This window comes from Minwuia sp. IMCC3060, from assembly GCF_029909435.1.
Classification (GTDB): domain Bacteria; phylum Pseudomonadota; class Alphaproteobacteria; order Minwuiales; family Minwuiaceae; genus Minwuia.
Map to the genome: position 1 here is coordinate 1,644,027 of NZ_CP123782.1, position 25,747 is coordinate 1,669,773.

At 64.8% G+C, this 25,747-nt stretch carries 26 protein-coding genes and 1 riboswitch; of the genes, 13 read left to right on the forward strand and 13 right to left on the reverse strand.

Translation table 11 applies throughout. The features are described 5' to 3' along the window. Positions 1-19: 19 nt before the first annotated feature. Entirely contained in the window at positions 20-841 is an 822-nt protein-coding gene (gene coxB / locus QGV54_RS07790) for a cytochrome c oxidase subunit II (RefSeq protein WP_281017418.1), read from the reverse strand. A gap of 210 nt (positions 842-1,051) precedes the next feature. Then, positions 1,052-1,972: a LysR family transcriptional regulator gene (locus tag QGV54_RS07795; protein ID WP_281017417.1), complete on the reverse strand. Its 921-nt coding sequence runs from the start codon at positions 1,970-1,972 to the stop codon at positions 1,052-1,054. Between the two features lie 103 nt (positions 1,973-2,075). On the opposite strand from QGV54_RS07795, the gene QGV54_RS07800 reads away from it, so the two are divergent. Next, positions 2,076-3,074: an NAD-dependent epimerase/dehydratase family protein gene (locus QGV54_RS07800; protein WP_281017416.1), complete on the forward strand. Its 999-nt coding sequence runs from the start codon at positions 2,076-2,078 to the stop codon at positions 3,072-3,074. Here QGV54_RS07800 and QGV54_RS07805 read toward each other — a convergent pair. Then, positions 3,035-4,378 (reverse strand): amidase, encoded by a 1,344-nt coding sequence (locus tag QGV54_RS07805; protein WP_281017415.1) that lies wholly within the window; start codon positions 4,376-4,378, stop codon positions 3,035-3,037. The genes QGV54_RS07800 and QGV54_RS07805 overlap by 40 nt on opposite strands. A 106-nt stretch (positions 4,379-4,484) precedes the next feature. Between QGV54_RS07805 and QGV54_RS07810 the strand changes: the two genes are divergently transcribed. The 3 genes from QGV54_RS07810 to ribB all read left to right on the forward strand — a co-directional run bounded on the left by QGV54_RS07810 (position 4,485) and on the right by ribB (position 7,709). Beyond that, positions 4,485-5,636 (forward strand): cyclic nucleotide-binding domain-containing protein, encoded by a 1,152-nt coding sequence (locus QGV54_RS07810; protein ID WP_281017414.1) that lies wholly within the window; start codon positions 4,485-4,487, stop codon positions 5,634-5,636. Between the two features lie 107 nt (positions 5,637-5,743). Further along, positions 5,744-6,625, forward strand: a complete 882-nt coding sequence (locus tag QGV54_RS07815) for an alpha/beta hydrolase (protein ID WP_281017413.1) — start codon at positions 5,744-5,746, stop codon at positions 6,623-6,625. Between the two features lie 89 nt (positions 6,626-6,714). Beyond that, positions 6,715-6,897, forward strand: a riboswitch (FMN riboswitch). Between the two features lie 152 nt (positions 6,898-7,049). Further along, positions 7,050-7,709 carry a 3,4-dihydroxy-2-butanone-4-phosphate synthase gene (gene ribB, locus QGV54_RS07820; protein WP_348637716.1) on the forward strand — a complete coding sequence of 220 codons (660 nt, stop codon included), beginning with the start codon at positions 7,050-7,052 and terminating at the stop codon, positions 7,707-7,709. A 36-nt stretch (positions 7,710-7,745) separates the two neighbouring features. Here ribB and QGV54_RS07825 read toward each other — a convergent pair whose 3' ends face one another. The 3 genes from QGV54_RS07825 to QGV54_RS07835 all read right to left on the reverse strand — a co-directional run bounded on the left by QGV54_RS07825 (position 7,746) and on the right by QGV54_RS07835 (position 11,397). Beyond that, the gene (locus QGV54_RS07825; protein ID WP_281017411.1) at positions 7,746-8,963 is read right to left on the reverse strand and encodes a multidrug effflux MFS transporter; all 1,218 of its coding nucleotides are present in this window, start codon (positions 8,961-8,963) and stop codon (positions 7,746-7,748) included. A gap of 144 nt (positions 8,964-9,107) precedes the next feature. After that, positions 9,108-10,586, reverse strand: coding sequence for a M48 family metalloprotease (locus tag QGV54_RS07830; RefSeq protein WP_281019878.1), 1,479 nt, complete (start codon positions 10,584-10,586; stop codon positions 9,108-9,110). 10 nt (positions 10,587-10,596) lie between these two features. Beyond that, the gene (locus QGV54_RS07835) at positions 10,597-11,397 is read right to left on the reverse strand and encodes a thermonuclease family protein (protein ID WP_281017410.1); all 801 of its coding nucleotides are present in this window, start codon (positions 11,395-11,397) and stop codon (positions 10,597-10,599) included. Between the two features lie 97 nt (positions 11,398-11,494). On the opposite strand from QGV54_RS07835, the gene QGV54_RS07840 reads away from it, so the two are divergent. Then, a complete protein-coding gene (locus QGV54_RS07840) occupies positions 11,495-12,013 on the forward strand; it encodes an acyloxyacyl hydrolase (protein ID WP_281017409.1) in 519 nt (172 codons plus the stop codon). 27 nt (positions 12,014-12,040) lie between these two features. Here QGV54_RS07840 and QGV54_RS07845 read toward each other — a convergent pair whose 3' ends face one another. Continuing rightward, on the reverse strand, positions 12,041-12,658 hold the full coding sequence (locus tag QGV54_RS07845) for a rhomboid family intramembrane serine protease (RefSeq protein ID WP_281017408.1): 618 nt from the start codon (positions 12,656-12,658) through the stop codon (positions 12,041-12,043). Between the two features lie 136 nt (positions 12,659-12,794). Here QGV54_RS07845 and QGV54_RS07850 point away from each other — a divergent pair, with 136 nt between their 5' ends. From QGV54_RS07850 to QGV54_RS07870, 5 genes are all read left to right on the forward strand, one after another. Beyond that, entirely contained in the window at positions 12,795-13,970 is a 1,176-nt protein-coding gene (locus QGV54_RS07850; protein WP_281017407.1) for an iron-containing alcohol dehydrogenase, read from the forward strand. 81 nt (positions 13,971-14,051) lie between these two features. Then, positions 14,052-14,492, forward strand: a complete 441-nt coding sequence (locus tag QGV54_RS07855) for a MarR family transcriptional regulator (protein WP_281017406.1) — start codon at positions 14,052-14,054, stop codon at positions 14,490-14,492. A 90-nt stretch (positions 14,493-14,582) separates the two neighbouring features. Next, positions 14,583-14,999, forward strand: coding sequence for a DUF4864 domain-containing protein (locus QGV54_RS07860; protein ID WP_281017404.1), 417 nt, complete (start codon positions 14,583-14,585; stop codon positions 14,997-14,999). Between the two features lie 91 nt (positions 15,000-15,090). Beyond that, entirely contained in the window at positions 15,091-15,654 is a 564-nt protein-coding gene (locus tag QGV54_RS07865) for a carboxymuconolactone decarboxylase family protein (RefSeq protein ID WP_281017403.1), read from the forward strand. Further along, on the forward strand, positions 15,651-16,460 hold the full coding sequence (locus QGV54_RS07870) for an SDR family oxidoreductase (protein WP_281017402.1): 810 nt from the start codon (positions 15,651-15,653) through the stop codon (positions 16,458-16,460). Before QGV54_RS07865 ends, QGV54_RS07870 begins: the two co-directional genes overlap by 4 nt. Before the next feature lie 5 nt (positions 16,461-16,465). On the opposite strand, the gene QGV54_RS07875 is transcribed toward QGV54_RS07870, so the two are convergent. The 5 genes from QGV54_RS07875 to pdxH all read right to left on the reverse strand — a co-directional run bounded on the left by QGV54_RS07875 (position 16,466) and on the right by pdxH (position 20,864). Then, the gene (locus QGV54_RS07875) at positions 16,466-16,924 is read right to left on the reverse strand and encodes a glyoxalase superfamily protein (RefSeq protein WP_281017401.1); all 459 of its coding nucleotides are present in this window, start codon (positions 16,922-16,924) and stop codon (positions 16,466-16,468) included. A gap of 175 nt (positions 16,925-17,099) precedes the next feature. Further along, a complete protein-coding gene (locus QGV54_RS07880) occupies positions 17,100-18,290 on the reverse strand; it encodes a crosslink repair DNA glycosylase YcaQ family protein (protein WP_348637715.1) in 1,191 nt (396 codons plus the stop codon). 217 nt (positions 18,291-18,507) lie between these two features. Next, positions 18,508-19,245, reverse strand: coding sequence for an SDR family oxidoreductase (locus QGV54_RS07885; protein ID WP_281017399.1), 738 nt, complete (start codon positions 19,243-19,245; stop codon positions 18,508-18,510). Continuing rightward, positions 19,242-20,243: a cation diffusion facilitator family transporter gene (locus tag QGV54_RS07890; RefSeq protein ID WP_281017398.1), complete on the reverse strand. Its 1,002-nt coding sequence runs from the start codon at positions 20,241-20,243 to the stop codon at positions 19,242-19,244. Before QGV54_RS07890 ends, QGV54_RS07885 begins: the two co-directional genes overlap by 4 nt. A 33-nt stretch (positions 20,244-20,276) precedes the next feature. Beyond that, on the reverse strand, positions 20,277-20,864 hold the full coding sequence (gene pdxH / locus QGV54_RS07895) for a pyridoxamine 5'-phosphate oxidase (RefSeq protein WP_281017397.1): 588 nt from the start codon (positions 20,862-20,864) through the stop codon (positions 20,277-20,279). A gap of 363 nt (positions 20,865-21,227) precedes the next feature. Here pdxH and QGV54_RS07900 point away from each other — a divergent pair, with 363 nt between their 5' ends. Beyond that, positions 21,228-22,583 carry a DEAD/DEAH box helicase gene (locus QGV54_RS07900; protein WP_281017396.1) on the forward strand — a complete coding sequence of 452 codons (1,356 nt, stop codon included), beginning with the start codon at positions 21,228-21,230 and terminating at the stop codon, positions 22,581-22,583. Positions 22,584-22,640: 57 nt separating this feature from the next. Here QGV54_RS07900 and QGV54_RS07905 read toward each other — a convergent pair whose 3' ends face one another. Further along, complete coding sequence (locus QGV54_RS07905; protein WP_281017395.1) at positions 22,641-23,942, reverse strand: Rieske 2Fe-2S domain-containing protein; 1,302 nt, start codon at positions 23,940-23,942, stop codon at positions 22,641-22,643. 119 nt (positions 23,943-24,061) lie between these two features. Here QGV54_RS07905 and ruvA point away from each other — a divergent pair, with 119 nt between their 5' ends. Next, complete coding sequence (gene ruvA / locus QGV54_RS07910; RefSeq protein ID WP_281017394.1) at positions 24,062-24,682, forward strand: Holliday junction branch migration protein RuvA; 621 nt, start codon at positions 24,062-24,064, stop codon at positions 24,680-24,682. Continuing rightward, complete coding sequence (gene ruvB, locus QGV54_RS07915) at positions 24,679-25,737, forward strand: Holliday junction branch migration DNA helicase RuvB (protein ID WP_281017393.1); 1,059 nt, start codon at positions 24,679-24,681, stop codon at positions 25,735-25,737. The genes ruvA and ruvB overlap by 4 nt, the downstream gene beginning before the upstream one ends. Positions 25,738-25,747: the final 10 nt, after the last annotated feature.

The window sequence follows — 25,747 nt, forward strand, 5'->3', positions numbered from 1 at the left end:
GGTATCCGTTCGCGGCGGATCAGTCTGTGGTGACATGAGCGACATCAACGGACTTGTCCGTGATGCCCATGCTCGCCTGCTGGGTCTGCACCCAGGCGTCGAATTCTTCCTTGGTCACGGCCTTGACCATGATCGGCATGAAGCCGTGGTTGCGACCGCAGAGTTCGGAGCACTGGCCGTAGTACATCCCCGGCTCCTCGATATAAAGGGGCAGGTGGTTGATGCGGCCAGGCCATGCGTCGGTCTTGTGACCGTTGGCGGGAAGCGCCCATGAATGACCGACATCGGCAGAGGTCACGAGGACCTGGATGTTGGTCTTCACCGGAATCACGACCGCCGTATCGGTTGTCAGCAGGCGCGGCTCACCGGGCAGCAGTTCGTCGTCGGCCTTCATGTAGGCCTCGAAGCTGATGTCGCCATGGTCGGGATATTCGTACCCCCAGTACCACTGGTACCCGGTCACCTTCAGCGTCATTTCCGACTCGGCCACATCATCGGACTGGTAGAGCAGCTGGAACGACGGGATGGCGATGATCACCAGGATCAGCACCGGCACGACGGTCCAGACGACTTCGATCAGCGTGTTGTGCGACGTCTTCGACGGCACCGGGTTCGCCTTCTCGTTGAAGCGCACCATCACCCAGATCAGCAACGCCAGCACGAACAGGGTGATCAGCGTGATCACCACCAGCAGGATGTCGTGGAAATCATGCACGCTGTGCATCAGCGGCGATGCGGCTTCCTGCAGGTTCAGCTGCCACGGCGCTGCCTTGCCCATCTCGGCCATGGCCTGTCCCGTCATCGCGAACAGACCCACCATCGTCAGAAAGAAACGTTTCACGCGTTTCGCTCCCTCAATCCATTTGGCATTGGGACCCCGACCCTTCCGGTATCCCAGACCGGCTGCGCACCACCCCAAGCGGTTCGACAGCCAGCAAAAAAGCACGGCAAACTATAGCCGGGCCGGACCTTAGTCCCGAGTCACGCGGCACCACAGGGGCGATATGTCGCATAATCCGGAAGGGGCCTCAAGCCCGCGGAAACCCTCGCTTCACGCCCTGTTTCCGACCCCTGTTTCGGGGGGTGTCGCGCCTCTCAGATAGGCCCTGAATTCCCGGTCCAGATGGGCCGCCATCAGCCTCACCGGCAGGCTGTCACGCATGTCCCCATGCATCGCCCGCCAGACCTCCAGCCGGAAGTTCAGCACGTCGGGCAACACCCGTACCAGACCCGGGTCCTGCGCGGCCAGCGGGACCTGGCAGCCGCCAATGCCGAATCCCGAGCGTATCAGCGCGACCTGTACGGATTCGGTGTCCACGCGAATCGCGAAGTCGTCGCGCTCCACCTCCAGGCCCATGTGGCGCATGGCGCGTTCCAGGTAAGGCGTGGTGTCATACCCGATCACCCGGTGCTGTTTCAGCGCCCCGAAGCTGGTCGGCGTGCCGAACCTGTCGAGGTAGTCCCGATGGGCGAACAGGCCGACCTCGACCGATCCGAGCATGCGCGCCACCAGACCCGTCTGGCTTGGCCGTGCCATGCGGATTGCGATATCCGCTTCCCGCGTCAGCAGGTTCAGGGGCGAATCGGACAGCACCAGTTCGATATCGATCTCCGGGTGACTGTCCCTGAAGCGGGCAAGCATCGGCGGCATGACTTCCGACCCGACGAACTGGCTCACCGTCAGGCGTACCGTGCCCCTGGCTTCACCGGCCGCGCCACTGCTGGCGCGGATCATGGCCGCCGCCGCGGCTTCCATGGCCTCGGCATGGGCCCGCAGCGCCAGTGCGGTCGCTGTCGGCGTCAGCCCGTTCCGCGCCCGGGTGAACAGTGCGGCACCGGTGGCCTGCTCCAACTGGTCAACATGGCGTCCGATCGTCGGCTGGGTCAGGCCAAGCTGCCGTGCCGCAGCAGACAGGGATCCCGTGCGCAGGACGGCGAGAAAGCTGCGGCATGTGTCCCAGGTGAATTCCATACAATATTGTATGGATAAGATGTGTTTTTAGGCAATTATCTTATGGAGCGTGATGCGCCATCTCTCATGCATCGGTTGAAGCGAAGAGAGGGAAACCAGACTCATGACCCGACACATACTCATCATCGGTGCCACGGGTGGCTCGGGCGCGGCGGTGGCTGCAGCCTGCATAGGTCAGGGATGGCAGGTCACCGGACTGACCCGCAGACATGTCGATGACCGCCCGGCCACTTCTGCGATCCGCTGGGTTCAGGGCGATGCGATGCAGGCTGCAGATGTCCTGCGGGCCGCGCAGGGTGTTCACGTGATCTTCCACGGTGCCAATCCCCCCGGTTACCGCAACTGGGCGAAGACGGCGCCGCAGATGCTGCAGAACAGCATTGCCGCCGCCCAGGCAGTCGGTGCGCGCCTGATCCTGCCGGGCAACATCTACAACTTCGGACCGGATGCATTTCCCGTGCTGCGGGAAGACGCGCCGCAGAACCCGGTCAGCGTGAAAGGCGCGGTGCGCAGGCAGATGGAGCAGATGCTCGACGATGCCTGCCACCAGGGTATGCGGGCACTGGTGCTGCGTGCCGGTGACTTCTTCGGGCCACATGCCCCGGCATCCTGGCTGTCGAACGGCATGGTCCGGCCGGGCAAGCCCCCCAGGGTCGTCCGCGATCCCGGTACTGCCGGTGCCGGTCACGCCTGGGCCTATCTGCCCGACTTCGCGGAGACCGTTCTGCGTCTGCTGCAGGCAGAGGAACGGTTGCGGGACATGGAGGTGGTCCACATGGCCGGACACTGGTTCGACGATGGGAGCGACTTTGCACGCGCCGTGGCCGAGGCGGGCAGCGTTCCCGGCGCGAAGGTGAAACCGCTGCCCTGGTGGCTCATTTCCGCGCTTGCTCCGGTGGTGCCACTGTGTCTTGAACTGCGGGAGATGCGCTATCTCTGGCAGAATTCCATTGCGCTGGACAACACGCGGCTGCGCGAACTGATCGGCGCGGAGCCCCATACCCCGCTGGAAGATGCCCTGCGGGATACCATGAACGGACTGGGGTGCCGTGCGGAGCAGGATCAGTCGCGCAGCACCGCCTCCACCCCCGCAGCGATCTGAAACAGGACCCGGTCGTGATTGTGCATGCCTGTCAGCATGAGACCGACCGGAGCCTCCCCCTCCCGGTGGCAGGGCAGGCTGATTGAAGGGCAGTTCAGGAAGTTGCCGACACTCGGGTTTCGCAGGCAAAGCAGGTTCAGCGTCGTATAGGCATCATCGTCCCCGTCGAACGTGCTCAGGGGCGGGGCGATGATCGGTACCGTGGGTGTCAGGATGGCATCGCAGCCGCGCATGGCCAGCGCCACGGACTGCATCATCGCCTGCCGCGCATGCATCAGGTCGATGTAGTCGGCGGCACTGATCGCGGCACCGCGCTGGATGCGTCCGATGACCCTCGGGTCATAGGTTTCGCCACGCCGTTCGATCAGACTCCGGTGCCAGGCGAAGGAGTCAGCCGCCGCGAATCCGCCGGCGGCGTTGAGTCCGGGCAGTTCATCGAGTTCCGGCAGGTGCATGTCGATGATGCGCGCGCCAGCTTCGGTCAGCCGTCGCCGCGCGCCATCCATCGCCGCGGCCACGGTATCGTCCATGCCGTCGAGCACGTAGTTGGTGGGGGCCAGGAACGTCATGCTGCGCGGGTCGCGTGCCAGTTCCGGCTTGCCAGCGCCTCCGGCCAGGATGTCGTCCAGCGTCGCGCAACAATTGACGTTCCGCGCCAGCGGACCAATGGAGTCCAGGGAGTGCGAAAGCGGTGTGGCGCCGGTCAGCGGCACCCGTGCCTGCGTCGGCTTGAAACCGGTCACTCCGCAGAAGGCAGCGGGGATGCGGCAGGAACCGCCGGTATCCGTGCCCAGCGTCGCCGCAGCCATGCCGTCCGCGACACTGACCGCGCCACCGGATGTGGAGCCGCCGGGAATCCGGCCTGTCTGCCGGTCCCAGGGCGACAGGGGCGTTCCATAGTGCGGGTTCAGGCCCAGGCCTGAATAGGCGAACTCCGTCATCACGGTCCGACCGATGATCACCAGTCCGGCGCGCCGCAGTCGGGCGACCGTCGGCGCATCGGCAGCGGCAGGGGCGGTGTCGCTCAGCGCCCTGGAGCCTGCGGTGGTGACATGTCCCTCTTCGTTGAACAGATCCTTGATGGTGAAGGGAATACCCGCGAGGGGACGCACCTCCCGACCCGCCTTGCGCATCGCGTCGATGGCCGCCGCCTCTGCCTGCGCACGCTCCGCATGCAGGGTCATGATGGCGGTCGGACCCTGATCGCGGCGGGCCGCATCGAGGCCGGTTTCCACCAGTTCGGCCGACGTCGTCTCCCCCGCAGCCAGTGCTGCCGCAATTGCTGCCAGTCCCTGCTCAAGCATTCCCTTGTTCCCCCGGTCGTGCACGCCACCGTGCCTGGTGTCGTGTCCGGCCATGATCATGCATGGCCTTAACCGCTTCTCAACTGCTCTGTGTCAGGCTGCTGCCATGTCCAGTTCCTCAGAGCTTCAGGTCCTGATCGCCCGCACTGCGGAAGAAGTCCGGGACATTCAGGAATTGCGCTACCGCGTGCTGGTCGATGGCATGGGGCGCAACGTTGCCTTTGCCGACCGGGGGGCGAAGCGGGTGGATGACCCCAACGACCGGGGGGCGCTGCACATCTATCTGACCCACTCCGGGCGCACTGCCGCCGCCGTTCGGGTCATCGCCGGACCGCTGGCCGACATGCCGTCCCTGGCGCGAGAACGTCTGCCGATGGGGGAATTCTCGGCACTCGTCAATCCGACGGTCTCCCTGACCGAACATCTGGTCGTCGATCCGGAGGTTCCCGACAGCCGCATGACGCGTCTGCTGATGTCCGCCGCCTACAAGATCGCCACGGCGAAGAAGAGCGTCTTCGATTTCACCCATGCCAGTGCCTCCGAAATCGCATTGCTGGAGCGCCTTGGCTATCGCCGCCTGGGCAGCAGTTTCGAGGATGAATCGGGCGGCATGCGGACACCCATGGTGCTGCCCACAGGCGACCTGAGCCACATGGCACAGGTCAGGTCGCCCTATCAGTCCATCGCCCGGACCCTTGACCATGATGCCGACGCGGTGAGCTGGTTCCGTCGCAGGTTCCCGGAGGCTGTCGACAGCGCCCATCCGGCGGCGATGGACGAGGAAGCGTTCTGGGCCATGCTGACACGGAAGCTCAACCAGGTGCCGCATCATGGCGTGCCGCTGCTGGTCGGGCTGGAATATCGTGATGCCTGCAGCTTCCTGAAGCTGGCGACGGTCGTGGGCTGTGCCGAGGACCAGAAGATCGTTGCCAAGGGCGATGTCGGCAACGAACTCTATGTGCTGCTCTCGGGCGCGGTCGAGGTGCGCGACGGCACACGTCGTCTGGCCTCCTTCGGTCGCGGCGCGATCTTCGGCGAGATGGCCTATCTGAACGCGGCCCCCCGGACCGCCGATGTCATCGCGACCGAACCGTCGGAACTGCTGATCCTGACACAGGACACCATGCAGAAGGCGATGGACAGGATGCCCGCCGTCGCAGCGCGCATCCTGCACAACCTTTCCCTGATTCTGGTGGAGAGGCTGCACGAGACCACGACACGCTACGTGAACAACCGCAACCGGCAGGCCGCCGCCTGATCTGCATCGGGCTTGACCCTGCACCCCGCCCGAAACGCTTGGGCGCCTGACGCTTTCCTGCCTATGATTCCGCCCAGGATGCGCTTGCGCCTTTGGGGAGGGACAGAATGAGCAACTGGCGAGACACCGCGCCGGACTGGTTTCGTGCGGCCGTGGATAGCCCATGGGAGCAGCGGTTCGTCGAAAGCGGCGGCGCGAATATCCATTACAGGCTGCGCGGCGCGGCAGGGGCACCGGGCATTGTCCTCTGCCACGGCAATGCGGCGCATTCCGGCTGGTGGGACTTCATCGCCCCGGCCCTCGCGGAGACCCATCGCGTTGCCGCCATGGATTTCGCCGGAATGGGAGATTCGGAGGAGCGGCGCAACGCAACGCCGGAAGGCTTTGCCCAGGACATCGCAAGTGTCATTGCCGACGCCGGTTTCGATGCCCCGCCACTGCTGATCGGTCACAGCTTCGGTGGCGGCATGTCCATGTTCCTGGCTGAGACCCGGCCGGAGCTGATCCGGGCCCTGGTGATGATGGATTCACCGATCTATCCGCCGCCGGAGATCGCCGGGGCACGTCCGGCGCCGCCGAAGATCGCCCCGCGCCGCTATCCGAAGCGGGAGATCGCGCTGGAACGGTTCCGCCTGATCCCGGAACAGCCTGTGGTGAACGCCTGGGCGGTGAACTACATCGCCGACACCGGCATCATGGAGACCGCGCGCGGCTGGATATGGAAGGCCCGGACCAACATTTTCGGGCATCCGGCCTTCGGTGACAGCTACTGGCAGGACCAGCGCGACCGCTTTCCGCGCCTGACCGTGCCGCTGCATGTCGTCTGGGGCACGCTCAGCGCGCTGTGCACGCCGGACACCATGTCCTACATGCGCTCCGTCGCGCCCGCAGGTACCAGCTTCATCGAGATGCCCGACGCCTATCACCACGTCCTGCTCGACCAACCGGAGGAGACCATCCGCATCATCCAGGAGATCGCGGCGGCATGACAGGCTTGCATGGTGCCCTATTGACCGGGCTGCGGTGCCTGATAGCGTTCGGGTGTTCTCCTTCGGGGGAGCAGTGAGTCGAAAATTTGGCTTGATCTCAGGGCAGGGTGAAAATCCCGACCGGCGGTAAGTGCCGGGTCCAGCGATGGACCGGTGCAAAGCCCGCGAGCGCCCGGACAGGGACCGCAGTCTTCTGCGGTCGGGGTCCGGGGTCAGCAGACCCGGTGTGATTCCGGGGCCGACGGTAACAGTCCGGATGGGAGAGATGCAGCCAGCATGTGTCGGAGGGATAGGCGCGCCCGCGTGCCTGACCATCGACCGTGCGTCGCCGGGTGGTGTGCGTGTCCCGTTGTGGGTGCGGCATCCGCGCGACCTGTTGCCCTGAGTCCGGCCGTCACGCCTGGAGGAGGGCAACGTGCAGACACTGGGTTATCAATCATTGCTGGATCAGTTCGGGACCGCCGTCGCGCGCGTCGATGCGGCCATTGCGGCGCTGGGGCAGGGGCGCGGCATCCTGATCGTCGACGACGAGGATCGGGAGAACGAGGGCGACCTGGTCTTCGTGGCGGAGACGGTCAGCGAACGCCAGATGGCCATGCTGATCCGCGAATGCAGCGGCATCGTCTGCCTGCCGATGCGCGGGCATCTGATCGACCATCTGGGGCTGGCCCCCATGGTGACGCGCAACACCTCCCGCATGGGGACGGCCTTCACGGTCTCCATCGAGGCGAAGGAGGGGGTGACGACCGGTGTCTCGGCGGCCGACCGTGTCACCACCGTGCGGGCTGCGATTGCCCCGCAGGCGCGGGCGGCCGACCTTGCCAGCCCGGGCCATGTCTTTCCGCTGCGTGCCGCCGACGGGGGCGTCCGCGTCCGGCGTGGTCACACGGAAGCCTCCGTCGATCTGGCGGAACTGGCAGGGTTCAAGCCCGCCGCGGTGCTGTGCGAACTGGCCAATCCGGACGGCAGCATGGCGCGCCTGCCGGAGATCACCGAGTTCGCCCGTCGCCACGACATGCCGGTTGTTGCCATCGAGGACATGATCCAGTGGATGGATCAGCAGGAGGTCCGGACGAAGGCGTGACAGGTGGTTGAGCCGACGGACTCCGGGGCCTTCTCCTCAGCCTGTCGGCGCGCGCCGTCGACCCTCGACGACGAACACGAAGGTGGCGGCGAGGGTCATGGCCAGCATAACCACCGGATAGGTCAGGATCGGCGCCTGCTCCTGATACAGGCCCACCAGCGCGCTGCCCGCGGCGGCGCCTGCCATCTGCAGGAAACCCATCATCGCGGATGCCGTACCGGCGCGTTCGGGGAAGGACTGCAGGGCATTGGCCATGGCGGTTGGCAGGAAGATGCCGAGACCGGAAACGAAGATCACGATGGCAAGGTTGAAGCCATGCTTGTGAACGATCCCGGCCAGGGGCAGCACGACGCTGATCGCAGTGCCGATGATCAGGACCGCAAGTCCCAGATTGCAGATCGTGACACTGCTGACGCGCCCGGTCAGCTTGCTGACCGTGATGCCTCCGATGACGAATCCGACGGAGGCCAGCGGCGGATAGAAGCCGAACTCCTTCGGTGTCACGCCCAGGATCTCGATATACAGCTTCGGGGAGCCACCGAAGAAGGCGAACATGGCCCCGAAGATGAAGGCATTGGCAAGGGCGTAGCGCCGGAAATGGGCGGAACGCAGCACCACGCCGTAGCCCACGAACACGGACGCCAGATCGAGGCGCGGCATGGGCGTCTTCAGGGTCTCGGGGATGCGGCGCATCATCCATACGAGCACGATGCCCCCGGCGATGCCGGTCAGGACGAATATCCAGCGCCAGCCGGCATATTCCTCGATCAGGCCACCGATGAAGGGCGACATGCCGGGGACCAGGGCGAAGAACATGCTGACCAGCGCCATGACACGCTGCAACTGGTCGCCGTCGAAACTGTCACGCACAACCGCTCGCGCCACCACCAGGCTGGCGGCAGCGCCAACCGCCTGCGTCACCCGCCCGGCGATCAGGATCTCCATGCTGGGTGCGAGCACGCAGACCAGGCAGCCCAGCGTGAAGACGACGGTGCCGTAGATCAGCAGCGGGCGACGGCCAAACCGATCTGAAACTGGCCCGTAGAAAAGCTGCATGACCGCAAACCCGATCAGGTACGCGGTCAGGGTGAGCTGGGCCATGGTGTCGTTGGAGGCGAACTGGTCCCGGATTGTCGGCAGGGAAGGCAGGTAGACATTGGTCGCGAACTGACCGAGTGCCATCAGCGCCGCGAGCAGGGCGATCATCATCGCCGTTGCCTCGATCTTGCCCGGTCGGGCGGCAATATCGGTCATGGAGCTTCCTTCCGGGGGCGGGCGGGCAGGAGGGATGGCACCAGCCAGCAGGACGACTGAGCCAGCGCCTCACATGTGGCGCGTGGCCAGTCCGGTCAAGCACATGGCTGCCGTGCGGATCAGCCCGGAAGCAGGCCTGCGTGACTATTCGCGGATGATCTTGATCCGCTGACCCGCCTGCAGCCCTTCATCGGGGCCGAGCGCATTGATGGCGCGGAAGCGTTCCTCGTCGAAGCGGTCGATGTTCATGCGCGACGCCAGTTCCGAAACCGTGTCTCCGCGCCGCACGGTATAGGCATAGACGCGGAGCGGCCTGTACTCGGCGGCCTGCTTCGGGCTCAGGGAGCGGAAGCTCTGGATCGCATCGTCGAAAGCCCTGGCGTAGCGCCCGGCAACCCGTGTCGGGGCTGCCATCAGAAAGCGGAAGATCTGGCTGTCGGAGAAGCGGATCGCGGCGATCTTCGCCTCGAACTGCTGGCCGTTCTGCGCGGTCATGAAGACCGTCGCAGTGGCGGCCGGGAACCCGCCGATCCGTGTGCTGCGCAGATCACGTCCCCGCGCACCGCGCGCCCACTTGCGGCTGATGTAGTCGGCCATGTCCCGATACTGGGCGACGGCGTTGCGATCGGTCTCCCGGTCAAAGGCGATCCGGGTGCCGTCAGGACCGGCAGCCAGGACGGCGTTGGGCAGATTGTCCAGCTTGAAACCGTCGGGCACGTCGAAGGCGAACCGCATGTTGGGATGCACGAAACGGGTGCCGCGTGCAAAGCCCTGCGCGGGGCTGTCCCCGTAGATCATGCCGGAAATGGCGTTCAGATACTGGTCGCGTCCGGTAACGGGATTCTGGACCGTCGGGCCGACCTTCGCAAGCTGCACGGTGTTGGCGACGCGTTCCGGCGTCTGCGGGTGGGTCTGGAAGAAGTTGAAACCCTGCGCCTCGGCTCCGCTGACCTTCGCCAGCAGGTCACTGTGGCGACCGATCGCCTCCAGCGAATGCGCCATGCCGAGGGTGTTGTAGCCGGTGCGGCCGAGATAGCGGACACCAAGCTGGTCTGCCTCCCGCTCGTTGTCGCGGCTGTAGCTGGCCATGAAGCCCTGCGCGGCCACCTGCCCAAGCTGCGCCACCTGCCGGTTTCCGGTCAGGATGCCGACGCCGGCGGCCAGGATATTGGCAATGGTTCCCCGGGTCTGGCGCCGGGCACCATGCCGGGCCGTGACATGTCCGATTTCGTGCCCCATGACACCGGCGAGTTCCGATTCATCACTCAGCAGGGTCAGCAGGCCACGGGTGACATAGACATAGCCACCCGGCAGCGCGAATGCGTTCACGACAGGTGAATCAAGCAGGGTGAAGGTGAATGTGTCAGCAGGAAGTTCAGCATTCTTCGCAAGACGTTGTCCGATTGAATTGACGTATTCCTTCAACTGGGCATCGCCATATTCACCGCCGAATTCGGCGACGACCTTGGGGTGTTCCTGCGCCCCGATCGCACGCTCCTGCGCGGGCGAGACGGTTGTCAGTTCGCTTTCGCCGGTGGCGGGATTGGTGACTGTAGTGCAGGCGGCGGTGAGGACCATGACCGCCATCGGCAGCCATGTCGCAAGGGGCTTCCAGATACGCATTCTCACGCAACTACTCTCGTTCGGTTTCAACTGCTTCATCCAGCAGCTCGATCTGCTGCGGATGTGTTGCCTCTATCATAGGTCCGTTGCGGGACCGGAGCCAGCCACGCACACGCACCTTTGTTCCGGACCAGGTTGCCGGGTCCAGACCGGCGGCGCGGAACGCCTTCATGGACCGGCGGTCAATCATGGTCGTGTAGTCGGTGCGCCAGTCCTTTCCATGGTTCAGATAGACAGTGCCGCGCACCTCCGCCGCGTCCAGGACGCGTCCCTCTACAAGCTGAAAGGTGCCGACGAGGCCGGAAAGCTGCGCCGGATCGGCCTCGCGCAAGGCATAGAAGGGATGGCTCCAGATGCCGAAGCGGGCGGCGCGGGCGGACTGTTCCAGCGCCAGCATCTCCTCCACCAGAGCCGTGTTGTCAGGGAAGGAGTAGACCCTTGCAAAGCCGAGCCGCAGCATCTCTCCCTGCAGCCAGATGCCACCCTCCGAGACCAGATGCGCCAGGGCGCGGCCGTGGCGGTCCATCTGCCGACCACCGAAATGCGGTGTGAAACGTCGGTTCGCCACCAGCGATTCCAGCGTGACCTTCGCGTCCTCGGCCAGCGGCCAGCTCTGGAAGCCCCTGCGGCCAAGCGGCAGCTTTGGCGCCTGGATGCCGACCATGCGGACCTCCACCCCCGTGTCGAGCACGACCGTGTCGCCATCGACGACCTCCACCACCATACCGGGTTCGCCTGCCGGCAGGGACTGCGGTGATGCGGCGAGAGCGGCAGGCGGGACAATCAGTCCGGCAATCAGCGTTGCCATCATCACGGCCACCGGACCCGGGCACCGTCGCCAGGATTGCGCGAACCATCCTTTGCCCTTACGACTTGCAGCGGACGCGTTGTGGACGAGGGGAATCATCATGTCTGGCATTCAACTGCTTCGGTCGGTTGCATTCGCGCTGATTGTCGCGCTTTTCGCCGGTCCTGCAAATGCAGCTGATCCATCCGAGGATGGACCTCTCTACAGCCTCTCCATCGGTTTCTTCGATGCGATCCAGCGCGAGGACGAGGGGCTGGAGGCCCGGATGGAGTATCGCCATGACAAGGGATTGAGCATTCTCAAGCCTTTCGGCGGCTTCATGGTCAATGACCGTTCCGCAGCGCACGTCTATGCCGGTGTGCTGATCGACTGGTTCCCGTCCGACAACTTCGTCATCACGCCGAGCTTCGCGCCGGGCATCTACATGAAGGGCGACAGCAAGGACCTCGGTTACCTGCTGCAGTTCCGTTCCCAGATCGAGTTCGCCTGGCGTTTTGACGGCGGCACGCGGCTCGGGCTGAGCCTGAACCACATCTCCAATGCCGGGCTCGGCACACAGAATCCGGGTTCGGAGACGATTGCCCTCAGCCTGATCATGCCCGTCGGGAACTGGTGGTGATGCTGGTCTGACCGGTGGTGCGGAGACTCAGCGCCTGATGATGCCCTTCGGCGCGCGGTTCTGCACCGCGTAGCCATAGAGCAGCCCGCAGAACAAACCGCCCAGATGAGCCTCCCACGCCACGCCGGTTCCGCCGGAGAAGGCCATCAGCAGGTTCATGACCACAACGATGCAGACCATGACCATCATCATCCGCGCCCGCGGATCGACGTCCCGGTTCCGGTAGAGCAGCACGGCGGCGGTCCCCATCAGACCATCGACACCACCTGATGCGCCCAGCATCACGCCATTGCCGTTCAGCACCCAGAACGCGAGCGCGCCACCAATGGCACAGAGGCTGAAGATCAGCAGGAACAGTGCGCCGCCCACCGCGCGCTCCACGTAGCTGCCCAGCGCCAGCAGCAGGGCGGCATTGAATCCGACGTGAATCACATCCGCATGGATGAGCGCGTAGGTCAGCAGGGTCCAGTAATAGGGCGCGCCGGCATCCAGGAACGAGGGCACGAAGACCAGCAGGGAGCCGACATCGTTCGCCATGTCATCCGGCATCAGGAAGAAGGCGAGGTGGATCAGCAGCAACAGCCCCGCCAGTCGCAGTGACCATGGCGGCGCATTGAACATCGGTTGGCGTGTGGAGCTTGTCATGGCCCCGATATGGCGGTGATTGCCCTGGATGAGAAGGGAAATGTTCCCTGCCGCCGTCCGGTAGGGGCTGGCTGTTGCGCTGTTCCCTGTGCAAACTGCCGCCCAGATTGAAACATGGACCCGGGGAGGGGTGCAGATGCGCGGTGGTGTGATCCGGTTTTCGGAAATGGAACAGGTCATCTTCGGCCAGGCAGCAGCGGATGCGGTGAAGGCGGAGGCGCTGCGGCTGGACAAGAAGAAGGTCTTCCTGCTGGTCGGCAAGACCATGAACGACACGACCGATGAGGTGGACCGGGTCGCCGCTGCACTCGGTGATCGCTACGCCGGACGCTTTGCCGGTATTCCACCCCATACGCCGCGCGACAAGGTGGTGGAAGCCGCGAATGCCGCGCGCGACGCCGGTGCCGACCTGCTGGTGACCTTCGGCGGTGGCTCCGTCACCGATGCGGGCAAGGTGATGCAGGTCTGCCTGGAACATGGCGTCACCGACATGGCCGAACTGGACGACTACTGCATCGGCACGACCGACGACGGCAAGGTGACGATGCCGGACCTGCGCCCCGCGACAGTCCGCCAGATCACGGTGCCGACGACACTTTCCGGTGGCGAGTTCAACCCGCTGGGCGGCTGCACGGACCCGCGCATCAAGGTGAAGCAGGGATACCGCCATCCCTCGCTTGTGCCGTTGTCCGTCATCCTGGACCCGGCGCCGACCGTCCACACGCCCGAATGGGTCTGGCTCTCCACGGGCATCCGCGCGGTCGATCATGCGGTGGAGGCCATCTGCAGCCCGCAGACCAATGCCTTTTGCGACGGCGCGTCGCTGCATGCCCTGCGGCTGCTGTCTTCCGGGCTGGCGCGCGTGAAGGCCGATCCGTCGGACATGGAGGGGCGGCTGGATTGCCTGCAGGGGGCCTGGCTTTCGATGACGGCCGTGACGGCGGGCGTGCCCATGGGGGCCAGCCATGCAATCGGCCATATCCTGGGCGGCACCTGCGACGTGCCGCACGGCTATACCAGCTGCATCATGCTGCCCACGGTCCTGCGCTGGAACGCGGAGGAGGACACCAACCGGGAACGCCAGAAGATCATCGCCGAAGCACTTGGGCAGCCCGGCGCGGAGGCGGGTGATGTGCTGCATGAACTGATCGACGGACTGGGCCTGCCACGCAGCCTGTCGGCGGTCGGCGTCGGGCCGGACCAGTTCGATGTCGTGGCGAAGAACAGCCTGCATGACCGGTGGCTGCATACCAACCCGCGCAAGGTGAACGGGCTGGATGATGTCATGACCCTGCTCAACATGGCGGCGTGAGGTCGCGGCGACAGGACCTGAACTGATCTGTATTGCGTATTGTCAGCAATGCATACTTTTCAGAATCGGACCTGATCGCTCATGGCGGATGAGCCCCCACTCGGCCGGAACCTGGAGTTCCTGATCAGCGATGTCGCGCGCCTGATGACGCGCGAGTACGACCGCAAGGTACGGGACCTGAACCTCACCCGCTCGCAGTGGTGGGTACTGGTCTTCCTGATCCGCTACGACGGACACAATCAGACCGAGCTGGCGGATGTGCTGGATATCGGCAAGGTGGCGCTGGGCGGTCTGCTGGACCGTCTGGAGGCCAAGGGCTGGGTGGAGCGCCGTCCCGACGCGACCGACCGCCGTGCGAAGCGCGTCTATCTGACGGAGCATGTGAAACCGCTGATCCGGGAGATGCAGGAACGCGGCAAGGAGGTGCATCGCCAGCTGACCAGCGGCATGGCCAAGGATGATCAGGATCGCCTGGTTGCCCTGCTGCAGGACGCGAAGGCGAACCTGGCGTCCGCCAGCTGATCCCTGCGCCGCGACCGGTCAGCCCGGAAAATGTGATCCGCCCTTCGCCCCTGAACGTCTATCATTCAGGGCTTCGTGGAGGAGGATGACATGCGCGCTCTGGCTCTATCGATCGTGATGCTGCTGGCCACGGTGCTTCCCATGCAGGCACATGCCGACGCCGATGCGGAGTCCATCCGCGACGTGATCAACCAGCAGATCGAGGCGTTTCGGGCTGATGACGGGGAGCGTGCCTTCTCCTTCGCCGCGCCGGTCATCCGTTCCAAGTTCGGCACGGCCGACAATTTCATGACCATGGTTCGAACCGGCTACCCCGATGTCTACCGGCCAAGGGCCGTGGAATTCAGGGAACTGAAACGCGATGGCGAGCGGCTGGTACAGGAGGTCTGGTTTCTCGGCACCGGGGGCGATTCGACCATCGGCACCTACATCATGGAACGCCAGGAAGACGGCGTCTGGAAGATCGCGGGGGTCTACATGCGTCGCGCGCCCTCGCTGGGCGCCTGATTTCGGCCCCGAATGATCCCCATGCCGAAGCTGGCACTGGACCGCTCGCCTTTGCCCTGCTGTCATGCGGTGAACATTGGGGGAGAGAGCCATGAGACTTCAGAAGCCGCGTTTCGCACCGCTGCAGGACAATGAATTCACCGAGGAACAGCGCGATGCGCTGGACTACTTCATCCGCGAAGGCTGGGTGCTCAACATCTTCCGCACGCTCGCGCGGGCACCGAAGGCGCTGAAGCGTTTCAACCTCTGGGGCGGATATGTGCTCTCGTCACGCAACGACCTTTCCCCGCGTGACCGGGAACTGGTGATCCTGCGCACGGGCTTCATGTGCAAGTCCGGCTACGAGTGGGCGCAGCATGTCGTCATCGGGAAGGATTGCGGACTGACGGACGCCGAGATTGCCCGCATCAAGCGGGGTCCGGAAGATCCGGAATGGAGCGATCTCGACCGTGCCATGCTGCAGGCGACCGACGAACTGGTGACCGACCACTTCATCAGCGAAGCCACATGGAACGCGCTGTCGGGCCTGACCGACAAGCAGCGCATGGATATTGTCTTCAGCGTTGGTCAGTACACGCAGGTTTCCATGATTCTCAATACGTTCGGGGTTCAGCTTGATGAAGGACTCGAACTGGATCCGGACCTGAAACGATGAGTGTAGCGGGGCGGCTGGAGGGCAAGGTTGCCCTGATCTGCGGTGCCGGTCAGACGCCCGGGGAGACCACGGGCAATGGACGCGCCATGGCACTGCTGTTCGCGCGTGCCGGCGCGCGCGTGGTTGCAGCCGACCGTGATCCGGAAAGGGCAGAGGAAACCGTCGCCATGATCGGAGCCGAGGGTGGACATGCCTCAGCCGTGCGCTGTGATGTCACCCAGACCTTCGACTGTGTCGGTCTGGTGCAGCAGACCATGGGCGCGGAGGGCCGTATCGACATTCTGGTCAACAATGTCGGCATTGGCGGTGGCGGTGACGGCCCGGCCCACCGGGCGTCGGAGGAGGCGGTGGAACGCATCTTCGACGTGAACACGAAGGGGGCCTGGCGCATGATCCGCGCCACCATTCCGGAGATGCGCAACCAGGGCAGCGGCTGCATCATCAACATCTCCTCGCTCGCCTCCTTCGGCGGCAGCAACATGGTCGCCTACGAGATGTCGAAGGCCGCAATGAACCGGCTGACAACCTCGGTCGCCATCGGAAATGCCAAGTATGGCGTGCGCTGCAACGCCATTGCCCCCGGCCTGATGGATACGCCAATGGCGGTCAGTGGCGGTGCCGCGGCCCGTGGACTGGATACCGAGACCGTACGGCAGGAGAGGAACCGGCAGGTTCCCCTGCTGGGTCAGATGGGCACCGCGTGGGACACTGCCCACGCGGTGCTGTTTCTGGCCTCAGACGAGGCCCGGTTCATCACTGGCGCGATCCTGCCCGTCGATGGCGGGGCAGGGGTCCGGGTCGGCTGATCCACTCAGAATGACCCCTCAAGGCCAATCCGCATGTGCGGTGTCCCGTCGGAGCGTTTCTGGGGGGAGACCCCGTCCGGCCCGATCTGGCTCGTGACCCGCTTCCGCCAGGACGAGAAGCTCTCGAAGGACACGACATCGACGGCTTCGTCGAATTCGACGCTGATCCGGGTCAGGCGGTCCTTCGAGATCACGTTCACGGAACGCACTTCGCCCCGGAACGGCTGGCCCAGGTACTCGCCCGTGACGCGATCCCCCGGCATCAGACGCAGGATGTTCGGACGCGGGGCGCGCGTCGGCACATGGGCCGCCGCCGTGTTCCAGTCACGGAAACCGTGCTGCTTCGCGACGGCCTCCAGCGCCTGGGCATGGCTGATGGCCTGACCGGAACCGGCCAGTGTGGTGCGCAGGCGTCTGGCCTGCTGTTTCAGATTGTCGGCGTGGGTCTGAAGCTTCTCAGACATGGTTCGTCTCCGATCACGCACACCTGTTCTATCGAAGGAGTGGGAGCCCGTATTGCCACCGTTCAGGGTGTGCTGAATGGCAGACGTTCCAATGTCCGGCTTCACCAATGCTTTCGCAAACGGGCGGCAGGTGCCGGAGACCTGAGCCGCTATATGTTGGCAACCGGCCGCCGCGTCAAGTCCGCCAGTCATCGGCGTAGCGGACGGAGCCAGCCTTCACGAAGCGACGGATACGTTCCAGTTCCGCCTCCAGCCGTGCGTCACGCTGGGCGGAGGCACGGACGCCCGGTTCCCACCAGAGCTTGCGGACCACCAGAGCGTCCGCGTCGGCCTGCCGCTTCATGTCGATCCGGCCGACCAGCCGGTCTCCCTCCAGCAGCGGGAAGACGTAATATCCGTACTGACGCTTCTCGGCCGGTGTGAAGATCTCGATGCGGTAGTCGAATCCGAACAGCCGCTGGCACCGCTTCCGGTCGCGGATCAGAGGGTCGAACGGGCTCAGCACCCGCAGGCGCGGTGGCAGGGCAATGTCATCGGGCTTCTGGTCAAGCACGGCGGGATCGGCCAGCGCCGTTCGGGGGCGCTGATCCAGCACGCTGCCCACTGTCACCCGGGGAAATTCGGCACCCGTCGCACTTTCGCTCCAGCGCCTGGCCTCCGCCGGGGAAATGATGCCCCAGAACCCGGCGATCTCGCCCGTGGTGGCGATCCCGAGCCTGCGCAGCGCCGAGCGGCAGGCCCAGTCGATGAAGGCCTCCTCCTCCGGCGGGTCGGAGAGGTGTTCTGCCTGCATGACCCGTTCGGTCAGGTCATAGACCTTCTCGAAACCCTCCCTGTGGCAGACCGACAGGGCACCCGTGCGCCAATGGAACTCCAGCGCGGTCTTTGACGGGTGCCAGTCCCACCAGCCACCGGCGGGGCGGCCCCCGGGAGCCATGTCGCGTGCCTTCACCGGGCCGTTGTCCCGCACATGACGCAGCACATCGTCAAACTGCTGCTCGAAACCCTCCTCCCGCCACTTGCGCCAGCGGCCCAGGATGGCAGGCCCGTCCCGCAGGAACCGCCGCCGCCAGTAGGGGAAGAAACGTGAGGGAATGACGGAAGCGTCATGCGTCCAGTTCTCGAACAGGCTGCGATCACGCTCCAGCATCCGCTGCAGCATTTCCGGGCGATAGGTATTGTTGCGCGCGAACAGGATCATGTGGTGCGCGCGTTCGACCGTGGAGATGCTGTCGACCTGTACGAACCCCAGTCGTTCGATCAGGCCGAGCAGCCCATCCCGGTCAATCGCTGTCCTCGGGTTGTCGGCAAGTTGCTGTCGTTGCAGCAGAATTCTGCGCGCCATGGGCGCGTCGACATGGTTCATGGCAAAGCAGTCCCGCATCAGACCGCCCGCGACTCGACGGCCAGTCACCTCACTCGTGTCCCCGAGTTAGTGACAGTCGGGCATCCTGATGCAAGTCCAGAATGGGAACATAAGCAAAACTTTCCGGCCTTTCGCTGATGCGTGGCGGATGGATCATCTCACCCGCGTCCGCGATCTCCGAACGGGAACCTCCGAATCCTGCACAGATGGCCGGGTGTCAGACGTGCTGGCCGCCATTGATGTGCACTTCGGCACCGGTCACGTAGCTCGCCTGGGCGGAGCAGAGGAAATAGATCGTCGAGGCCACCTCTTCCGGTGTGCCGAGGCGATGCAGGGGGATATCCTCCAGCATCATCTCGGTTCCGGGTGACAGGATCGGGGTATCGATCTCACCGGGGGCAATGGCGTTCACACGGACACCGTGCGGCCCGAGGTCGGCCGCCATCTCCCGCGTCAGCGCGGCGAGGGCTGCCTTCGAACTGGCGTAGGCCGAACCGGCGAAGGGGTGAACCCGGCTGCCGGCGATGGAGGTGACATTGACGATGCAGCCCTTCGCCGCCTTCAGCTCGTGAAACAGGCCGCGTGCCAGCAGCACCGGCGCGAACAGGTTGACGTTGAAGACGTGATGCCAGTCATCAGCTTCCGTGTTCAGCGTGCTGAGGCGCCCGCCGTCTTCGGCCTTCGGCGAGATACCGGCATTGTTGATCAGCGCGTCGAGGCGTCCATTGTCCAGCTTCGACCGCAGCAGCTCGATGCCCTGACGGATGCCGTCCACGTTGGAGAGGTCGAGCTGGACATGGTTTTCCAGACCGCCGTCCCACGGACAATCCTCCGAGAACGCGTGGCGGGAAACCGTGATGATGCGCCACCCCGCTGCGCCGAAACGCTTCACGGTTGCATGGCCGATGCCGCGACTGGCGCCGGTCAGGATGAGTGTCTTGCCACGTTCTGTCATGATCGCATCGTACCCTGTTGTCCGGCATCGGGGGAGGGCGGATTGCTGTCCCCCTGCGTATTGCTGCTACCCGCCAGCTCGCTGGAGGTCACGCGTTCCATCGTGTCGGCGAAATCCTCGACACCGGCGGGATCCAGATGAACGAAGACCTCGGTCCCCGGGTGGATCAACTGAACCTCGGCCTCGACCAGATCGGCGATCACATGGGCGTGGAACAGGCGCATGCCGCCATCCAGCTCCACGTGGATCTGCACGAATGTGTCGATGCCCGACTGCCGCGTGCGCAGGTCATGCACCGCGCGAACGCCGTCCACGGCCACGGCGGCGGCATGGATCCGCTCCCGCTCATCCACCGGCAGTTCCCGGTCCATGAGCTGGTCGAATGCGCTCATCGCGATCCGCCACGCGCCCCGCAGCAGCCAGGCCGCGATCAGCAGACCGATGATCGGGTCCGCGACATGCCAGCCCAGGACACCGGAAAGCACCAGTGCCACGATGACTCCGGCGTTCATCGCCAGGTCGCCTGCATAGTGCAGCAGGTCCGCGCTGATCGCCACGGATCCGGAACGGTTCACAACGAAACGCTGAAAGCTGACGAGGGCAAAGGTGAGGGCGATGGAGACCAGCATGACGATGATGCCGATATTGCCCGCGGTCACCGGCTCGGGATTGGCTATGTTGGCAATGCTCTCCCAGGCCAGGAAGACGGCGGAACCCGCGATCAGTGCGCCCTGACCCAGTGCGCCGAGGGACTCGGCCTTGCCGTGCCCGAAACGGTGCTCCGCGTCGGCGGCCTGCAGGCTGTAGCGCACCGCAAAGAGGTTGATCAGGGAGGCAGCGAGGTCGAGCGCGGAATCCAGCAGGGAACCCAGCATTGCCGTTGACCCGGTCATCGCGAAGGCGAAGACCTTGATCACGATCAGCACGCCCGCCGTTGAGGCGGAGGCGTATGTCGCCAGACGCATCAGTCGTCCGGGATTGCTGGCTTGGCTTGTCATGGCTTCCTGCTGTGTGAGCTTCCTGGTCGACCGTCAGGGGTAGAGGATTTCCCTGGTCCAGTCCTCGGTGCCGATGCGGCGGTAGATATTGCGTTCATGCAGGCGGAACGGCTTGTCCCGCCAGAACTCGAAACGGGTCGGCACGACGCGGAACCCGGACCAGTGCGGCGGGCGGGGAACCTCGCCAATGGCATGTTTCGCCGCGAATTTCGCGATCCTCTTCTCGAATTCGAAGCGCCCTTCCATCGGGCGGCTCTGTTCCGACGCCCAGGCACCGATGCGGCTGTCACGGGGCCGGGACGCGAAATAGGCATCCGCCTCCGCGTCATCCACCACTTCGACAGGCCCCTGGACGCGTATCTGACGGCGCAGTGACTTCCAGTGGAAACACAGCGCGGCCTTGCGCGCGAACAGGATCTCCTTGCCCTTCTGGCTCTCGAAGTTCGTGTAGAACGTGAAGCCCCGGTGATCCGCGCCTTTCAGCAGCACCATGCGGACATTGGGCATGCCGGACTCATCGACCGTGGCCACGGACATGGCGTTCGGGTCGTTCGGCTCACTTTCGCTCGCTTCCTTCAACCAGGTCTGAAACAGGTCGAAGGGATCTTCGGTATCCGTCATAGCGCTCGCCTCGACATCGGGATGTGTGGACGCGAACATAGTGCAATTCACGGCATTCTGTACCCCCGGCAGAGTGCTGAGCGGCATTTCGTTTGCGCATGCGAAAGGAATATGCTCTAAGCGTTCGCAGATGCACTGTGCGTAGAGGGCGATTCTGTTCGCTTGCAGTGTGTGATTGCACGATTTTCTTCGTGAGATCGTTGCCTTGAAGCGGCGCCAGGTGCGCCAGACATCGGCGGCTGATCTACGCAAGCTCTTCCGAACAATGTGTACCGGGTCGTTCCGGGGCAAATGGCCCCCGACGTGTGATTCCCGGTTGATATGTGCCTGACCTGAGGGTCGGGTCACAGGAAAGTACTGAACTTGACAAAATTTGATGAACTCGGCCTCGCCGAACCCCTGCTGCGCGCGCTCAACGGGGAAGGCTATACCAGCCCGACCCCGATCCAGCAGAAGGTCATTCCGGTCATGCTGGATGATCGCGATGTGCTGGGCACGGCCCAGACCGGCACCGGCAAGACTGCCGCCTTCGTGCTGCCGCTGCTGCAGCGTCTGATCACCCATCCCGTTCCGCGCACGCAGCGCCATTGCGGTGCGCTGATCCTGGCGCCGACGCGCGAACTGGCGGCCCAGATCCGCGACAGCATCCGTGTCTACGGTCGCCATATCCGCCCCTCCGTCGCGCTTGTCGTCGGTGGCGTTAAGCCGTTCCCGCAGATCAAGGCGCTGAAGCCCGGTGTCGACATTGTCGTCGCCACGCCGGGGCGGCTGCTCGACCACATGAATACCGGCGCGATCAAGCTGGACATGGTCGAGACCGTGATCCTGGACGAAGCCGACCACATGCTGGATCTCGGTTTCATCCCGGCGATCCGCCGCATCATGCAGGCCGTGCCGAAGGAGCGTCAGACCGCGCTGCTGTCCGCGACCATGCCGACGCCGATCCGTGCCCTTGCCAAGGATTTCCTCGACCGTCCGGTCGAGATCGCCGTGGCCCCGGTGGCGCAGCCGATCGAGCTGATTTCGCAGAGGGTGATGATGATCCCCGCGGGCGACAAGAAGCGTGTCCTGGTCGATGTGCTGAAGTCGGAGCAGGCCGAGCGCACCATCGTCTTCAGCCGCACCAAGCACGGTGCTGACAAGATCACGAAGCATCTGGAACGCGAAGGCATCAATGCCGTGGCGATCCATGGCAACAAGAACCAGTCACAGCGTGACCGTGCCCTGGGCCAGTTCAAGGACGGGCGTGTGAGCGTCATGGTGGCGACGGATGTTGCGGCCCGTGGCATCGACATCGATGGGGTGACCCACGTCATCAACTTCGAACTGCCGAACGTGCCGGAGTCCTATGTCCATCGCATCGGGCGGACGGCCCGCGCGGGCAAGAGCGGTGTCGCCATCGCCTTCTGTGACAGCGAGGAACGCGGACTGCTGCGTGATATCGAGCGGCTGATCGCCATGGATCTGAAGAAGACGGATGAAGATGGTGAGCCCGTGATCCTGCCGGCCCATGCGCCGCAGAAGAAGGGTGGCGGCGGTCGTGGCCGCAAGCCTGGCGGCAACAGCAGTTCCACACGGCCGTGGAAGCGCAATGCCGAAGGCGGTCGCAACGAGCGCGGGCGCAATGGCGCCCCGGCCGGCAATCGGGATGGTGGCCGTCCGGCGGCAAAGCCTGACAGCCGCAAGCCGCGCCGTCAGCCGCAGCGCGCTGCAAGCTGATACCGGTTCGACCCTGCCTCCGGACCCGGGGGCAGGGTCGGCCTGTCTGTCTGACCCTCAGTCCGCCGCGTCGGAGATGACCCCGCGCGGGTCGCCGAAGCGGTCACGCATCACTTCCGCGAGGCCGGTGCCCTCCGGCGCGATCGCCCCGCCACTGCGCGTCCGGTAGGCACCAGGTGTGCTGGCGGCGGCAGGCCGTTCGCCGATCTCCAGCTTCCTGGCCAGTCCCATGATCAGCTTCCGGAAACGCACGACGCCTTCGTCGGAGGGTGTCAGCGTCTCGCGCGTCCTGTCGGCAATACGCCCCTGGCTGTCCTGCACGCAGGCATCCTGCTCCGAAAGTCCGGTGATTCCCGTGAAGGACACGGTCTTCTGTGCTTCCCGATCGATCATGTAGTCATTGGCCCGACGGCGCAGCGGCACGTAGTTCTCGTCCACTTCGGCATGCACGCTGCGGCCTGAGTTGTAGCGGAACAGCTCTTCCTCATTCAGCGGACGGTCGGGGTTCCAGGCCGTGGTGAAGATCCAGCAGTTCTCGTCATCCACCGGCACCCAGGTCTGGGCGGTGTAGGTCTCCCCCGGCATGGCGTTGGGGGCGGTTGCATGGTTCGGCACCATGTACTGGCTGATCCGCCAGTAGGTCTCCCCCGGATCACCGCGGCGGGCGCCGCCGAGCACCAGACCCGCATCATGCTCCAGCACCTCGTAGTAGGGTGCGCCGTCGGCATCGATCCAGGCCGCCCGCTTGTCGGCATATACCGACAGGTGTGCCGGGGGCGGGGTCAGGTTGCGATGGACGAAGGTGAAGTGCGCGGTATCGATGGCGCCCTCCAGCGCCTGCGCCCAGTTGCATTCCTGCAGCTTCTTCGAGACATAGCGGTGTGAATCCGGGACCAACGCCCATTCGACACGGGGCAGATCGACCGCCTGCGCCGGATCACCCATCCATGCCCAGACCATGCCGCCCCATTCCCTGATCGGATAGCTGTGGATGTGCACCATCTTCAGGAAATTGTCGCGCAACTTGCCGGGCACCATGTTGGGGATGTCAACGCACTTGCCGTCCACATCGAACTTCCAGCCATGATAGATGCAGCGCAGGCCGCATTCCTCGTTCCGGCCCCAGAACAGGTCGGCACCGCGATGGGGACAGCGCGGCTCCACGAGGCCCAGGCGACCGTCGCTCTGGCGGAACAGCAGCATGTCCACGCCCAGGATCTTCAGTCGCTTCGGGGCGGCGTCCACTTCCTCGACTTCCGCAAGCAGCGCCACCGGATGCCAGAACTCGCGGAACAGGTTGCCCATCGCCGTTCCGGGTCCGGTCAGGGTCAGCAGATCATTGTCAGCCTTGCTCAGCATTTCCAGTCCTCCCCTGTCATGCCGACAACAGCATATCGGAGCGCCGGGCTGCGGCAAATCTGCTATTCAGCGAGGGTGCGCAGGTGACGATTCGTCGGCACCCGCGCCCAGGCGAAACAATGGGCGGAGCGGACATGATCGCGCGGCTGAAGGGCAGGGTGGACCGACTGGGGGAGGAACACGCCATCATCGACGTTGGTGGTGTCGGCTATCTCGTCTTCTGTTCGGGGCGGACGCTGCAGCAACTCGGTCAGGTCGGCGACGCCGCGGCGCTGGAGATCGAGACCCACGTGCGGGAAGATCACATCCACCTCTATGGCTTTGCCGAACTGGCGGAGCGGGACCTGTTCCTGGTCCTGCAGACCGTGCAGGGCGTCGGCGCGAAGGTGGCACTGGCGATCCTGTCGGCCCTGACCGTCACGGACGTGCAGAACGCGATCAGTTCAGGCGACGTGGCTCTGCTGACCCGCGCGCAGGGGGTCGGCAAGCGTCTGGCGCAGAGGCTGACAAGCGAACTGAAGGAGAAGATGGGCGGTATCGCGCCTGCTGCGGATGGCGCAGTGCTGACAGCGCCCGCCGGACCGGTGGGTGCTGCGGCTGACGCGGTCTCGGCGCTGGTCAACCTGGGCTACCGCAAGGCGGAGGCAGAGGTGGCCGTGCGCCGTGCCAAAGCGGCCGTCGGTGAGGATGCGGACGTATCAGCCCTCATCACTGCCGGACTGAAGGCGCTGGCGACATGAGCGAGGAACGGCTGATCACCGGGGAGCGGCGTGATGAGGACATGGGGGAGGCGACCATGCGCCCCCAGGTCCTGGATGACTTCATCGGCCAGCAGAAGGTCCGCGAGAACCTGGACGTGTTCATCTCCGCCGCCCGGGGCCGGTCGGAGGCGATGGACCATGTGCTGTTCTTTGGCCCGCCGGGGCTGGGCAAGACCACGCTGGCGCAGATCGTGGCGCGGGAACTGGGGGTCAACTTTCGGGCGACGTCCGGACCGGTCATCGCACGGGCAGGGGATCTCGCCGCGATCCTGACCAATCTGGAAGAGCGCGATGTGCTGTTCATCGACGAGATTCATCGCCTTAATCCTGCCGTAGAAGAGATTCTATATCCGGCCATGGAAGACTTTCAGCTGGACCTGATCATCGGGGAGGGACCGGCGGCACGATCCGTGAAGATCGACCTGCCGCCGTTCACGCTTGTCGCCGCCACCACACGGTCGGGTCTGCTGACCACGCCGCTGCGGGACCGGTTCGGCATTCCCTGCCGGCTGGAGTTCTACAAGCCGGCGGAGCTTGAACGCATTGTCCGCCGGGGTGCGGAGGTGCTGGGGCTGAGCCTGACCGAAGACGGTTGCGCCGAGATCGCCAAGCGCGCGCGGGGCACACCGCGCGTGGCGGGCCGCCTGCTGCGCCGGGTGCGGGACTTCGCGTCCGTGGCGGGGGCAGAAACGGTGGACCGGGTGAAGGCGGATGCGGCCCTGACACGGCTGGAGGTCGATGGTCTGGGTCTGGACGGCATGGACCGGCGCTATCTCACCTGCATGGCCCAGTCCTATGGCGGGGGGCCGGTGGGGGTCGACAATCTGGCGGCGGCCCTGTCGGAGCCGCGCGACGCGATCGAGGACATCATCGAACCCTATCTGATGCAGCTTGCCCTGATCGTCCGCACACCACGCGGGCGCATGATGACGGCGGCAGCCTGGCAGCACCTGGGACTGACCGCCCCGTCACCGGCCGCCGGCCACGATGGCGGTCAGTCCTCCCTCGACCTGCCGGATGGTGCCGATGACTGATTCAACCCAG

Coding starts and splice junctions, on each gene's coding strand:
- QGV54_RS07795 (WP_281017417.1), bottom strand. CDS start 1,972: ATGGAATTCACCTGGGACACATGCCGCAGCTTTCTCGCCGTCCTGCGC.
- QGV54_RS07800 (WP_281017416.1), top strand. CDS start 2,076: ATGACCCGACACATACTCATCATCGGTGCCACGGGTGGCTCGGGCGCG.
- QGV54_RS07805 (WP_281017415.1), bottom strand. CDS start 4,378: ATGCTTGAGCAGGGACTGGCAGCAATTGCGGCAGCACTGGCTGCGGGG.
- QGV54_RS07810 (WP_281017414.1), top strand. CDS start 4,485: ATGTCCAGTTCCTCAGAGCTTCAGGTCCTGATCGCCCGCACTGCGGAA.
- QGV54_RS07815 (WP_281017413.1), top strand. CDS start 5,744: ATGAGCAACTGGCGAGACACCGCGCCGGACTGGTTTCGTGCGGCCGTG.
- QGV54_RS07825 (WP_281017411.1), bottom strand. CDS start 8,963: ATGACCGATATTGCCGCCCGACCGGGCAAGATCGAGGCAACGGCGATG.
- QGV54_RS07830 (WP_281019878.1), bottom strand. CDS start 10,586: ATGCGTATCTGGAAGCCCCTTGCGACATGGCTGCCGATGGCGGTCATG.
- QGV54_RS07835 (WP_281017410.1), bottom strand. CDS start 11,397: ATGATGGCAACGCTGATTGCCGGACTGATTGTCCCGCCTGCCGCTCTC.
- QGV54_RS07840 (WP_281017409.1), top strand. CDS start 11,495: ATGTCTGGCATTCAACTGCTTCGGTCGGTTGCATTCGCGCTGATTGTC.
- QGV54_RS07845 (WP_281017408.1), bottom strand. CDS start 12,658: ATGACAAGCTCCACACGCCAACCGATGTTCAATGCGCCGCCATGGTCA.
- QGV54_RS07850 (WP_281017407.1), top strand. CDS start 12,795: ATGCGCGGTGGTGTGATCCGGTTTTCGGAAATGGAACAGGTCATCTTC.
- QGV54_RS07855 (WP_281017406.1), top strand. CDS start 14,052: ATGGCGGATGAGCCCCCACTCGGCCGGAACCTGGAGTTCCTGATCAGC.
- QGV54_RS07860 (WP_281017404.1), top strand. CDS start 14,583: ATGCGCGCTCTGGCTCTATCGATCGTGATGCTGCTGGCCACGGTGCTT.
- QGV54_RS07865 (WP_281017403.1), top strand. CDS start 15,091: ATGAGACTTCAGAAGCCGCGTTTCGCACCGCTGCAGGACAATGAATTC.
- QGV54_RS07870 (WP_281017402.1), top strand. CDS start 15,651: ATGAGTGTAGCGGGGCGGCTGGAGGGCAAGGTTGCCCTGATCTGCGGT.
- QGV54_RS07875 (WP_281017401.1), bottom strand. CDS start 16,924: ATGTCTGAGAAGCTTCAGACCCACGCCGACAATCTGAAACAGCAGGCC.
- QGV54_RS07880 (WP_348637715.1), bottom strand. CDS start 18,290: ATGAACCATGTCGACGCGCCCATGGCGCGCAGAATTCTGCTGCAACGA.
- QGV54_RS07885 (WP_281017399.1), bottom strand. CDS start 19,245: ATGACAGAACGTGGCAAGACACTCATCCTGACCGGCGCCAGTCGCGGC.
- QGV54_RS07890 (WP_281017398.1), bottom strand. CDS start 20,243: ATGACAAGCCAAGCCAGCAATCCCGGACGACTGATGCGTCTGGCGACA.
- pdxH (WP_281017397.1), bottom strand. CDS start 20,864: ATGACGGATACCGAAGATCCCTTCGACCTGTTTCAGACCTGGTTGAAG.
- QGV54_RS07905 (WP_281017395.1), bottom strand. CDS start 23,942: ATGCTGAGCAAGGCTGACAATGATCTGCTGACCCTGACCGGACCCGGA.
- ruvA (WP_281017394.1), top strand. CDS start 24,062: ATGGGCGGAGCGGACATGATCGCGCGGCTGAAGGGCAGGGTGGACCGA.
- ruvB (WP_281017393.1), top strand. CDS start 24,679: ATGAGCGAGGAACGGCTGATCACCGGGGAGCGGCGTGATGAGGACATG.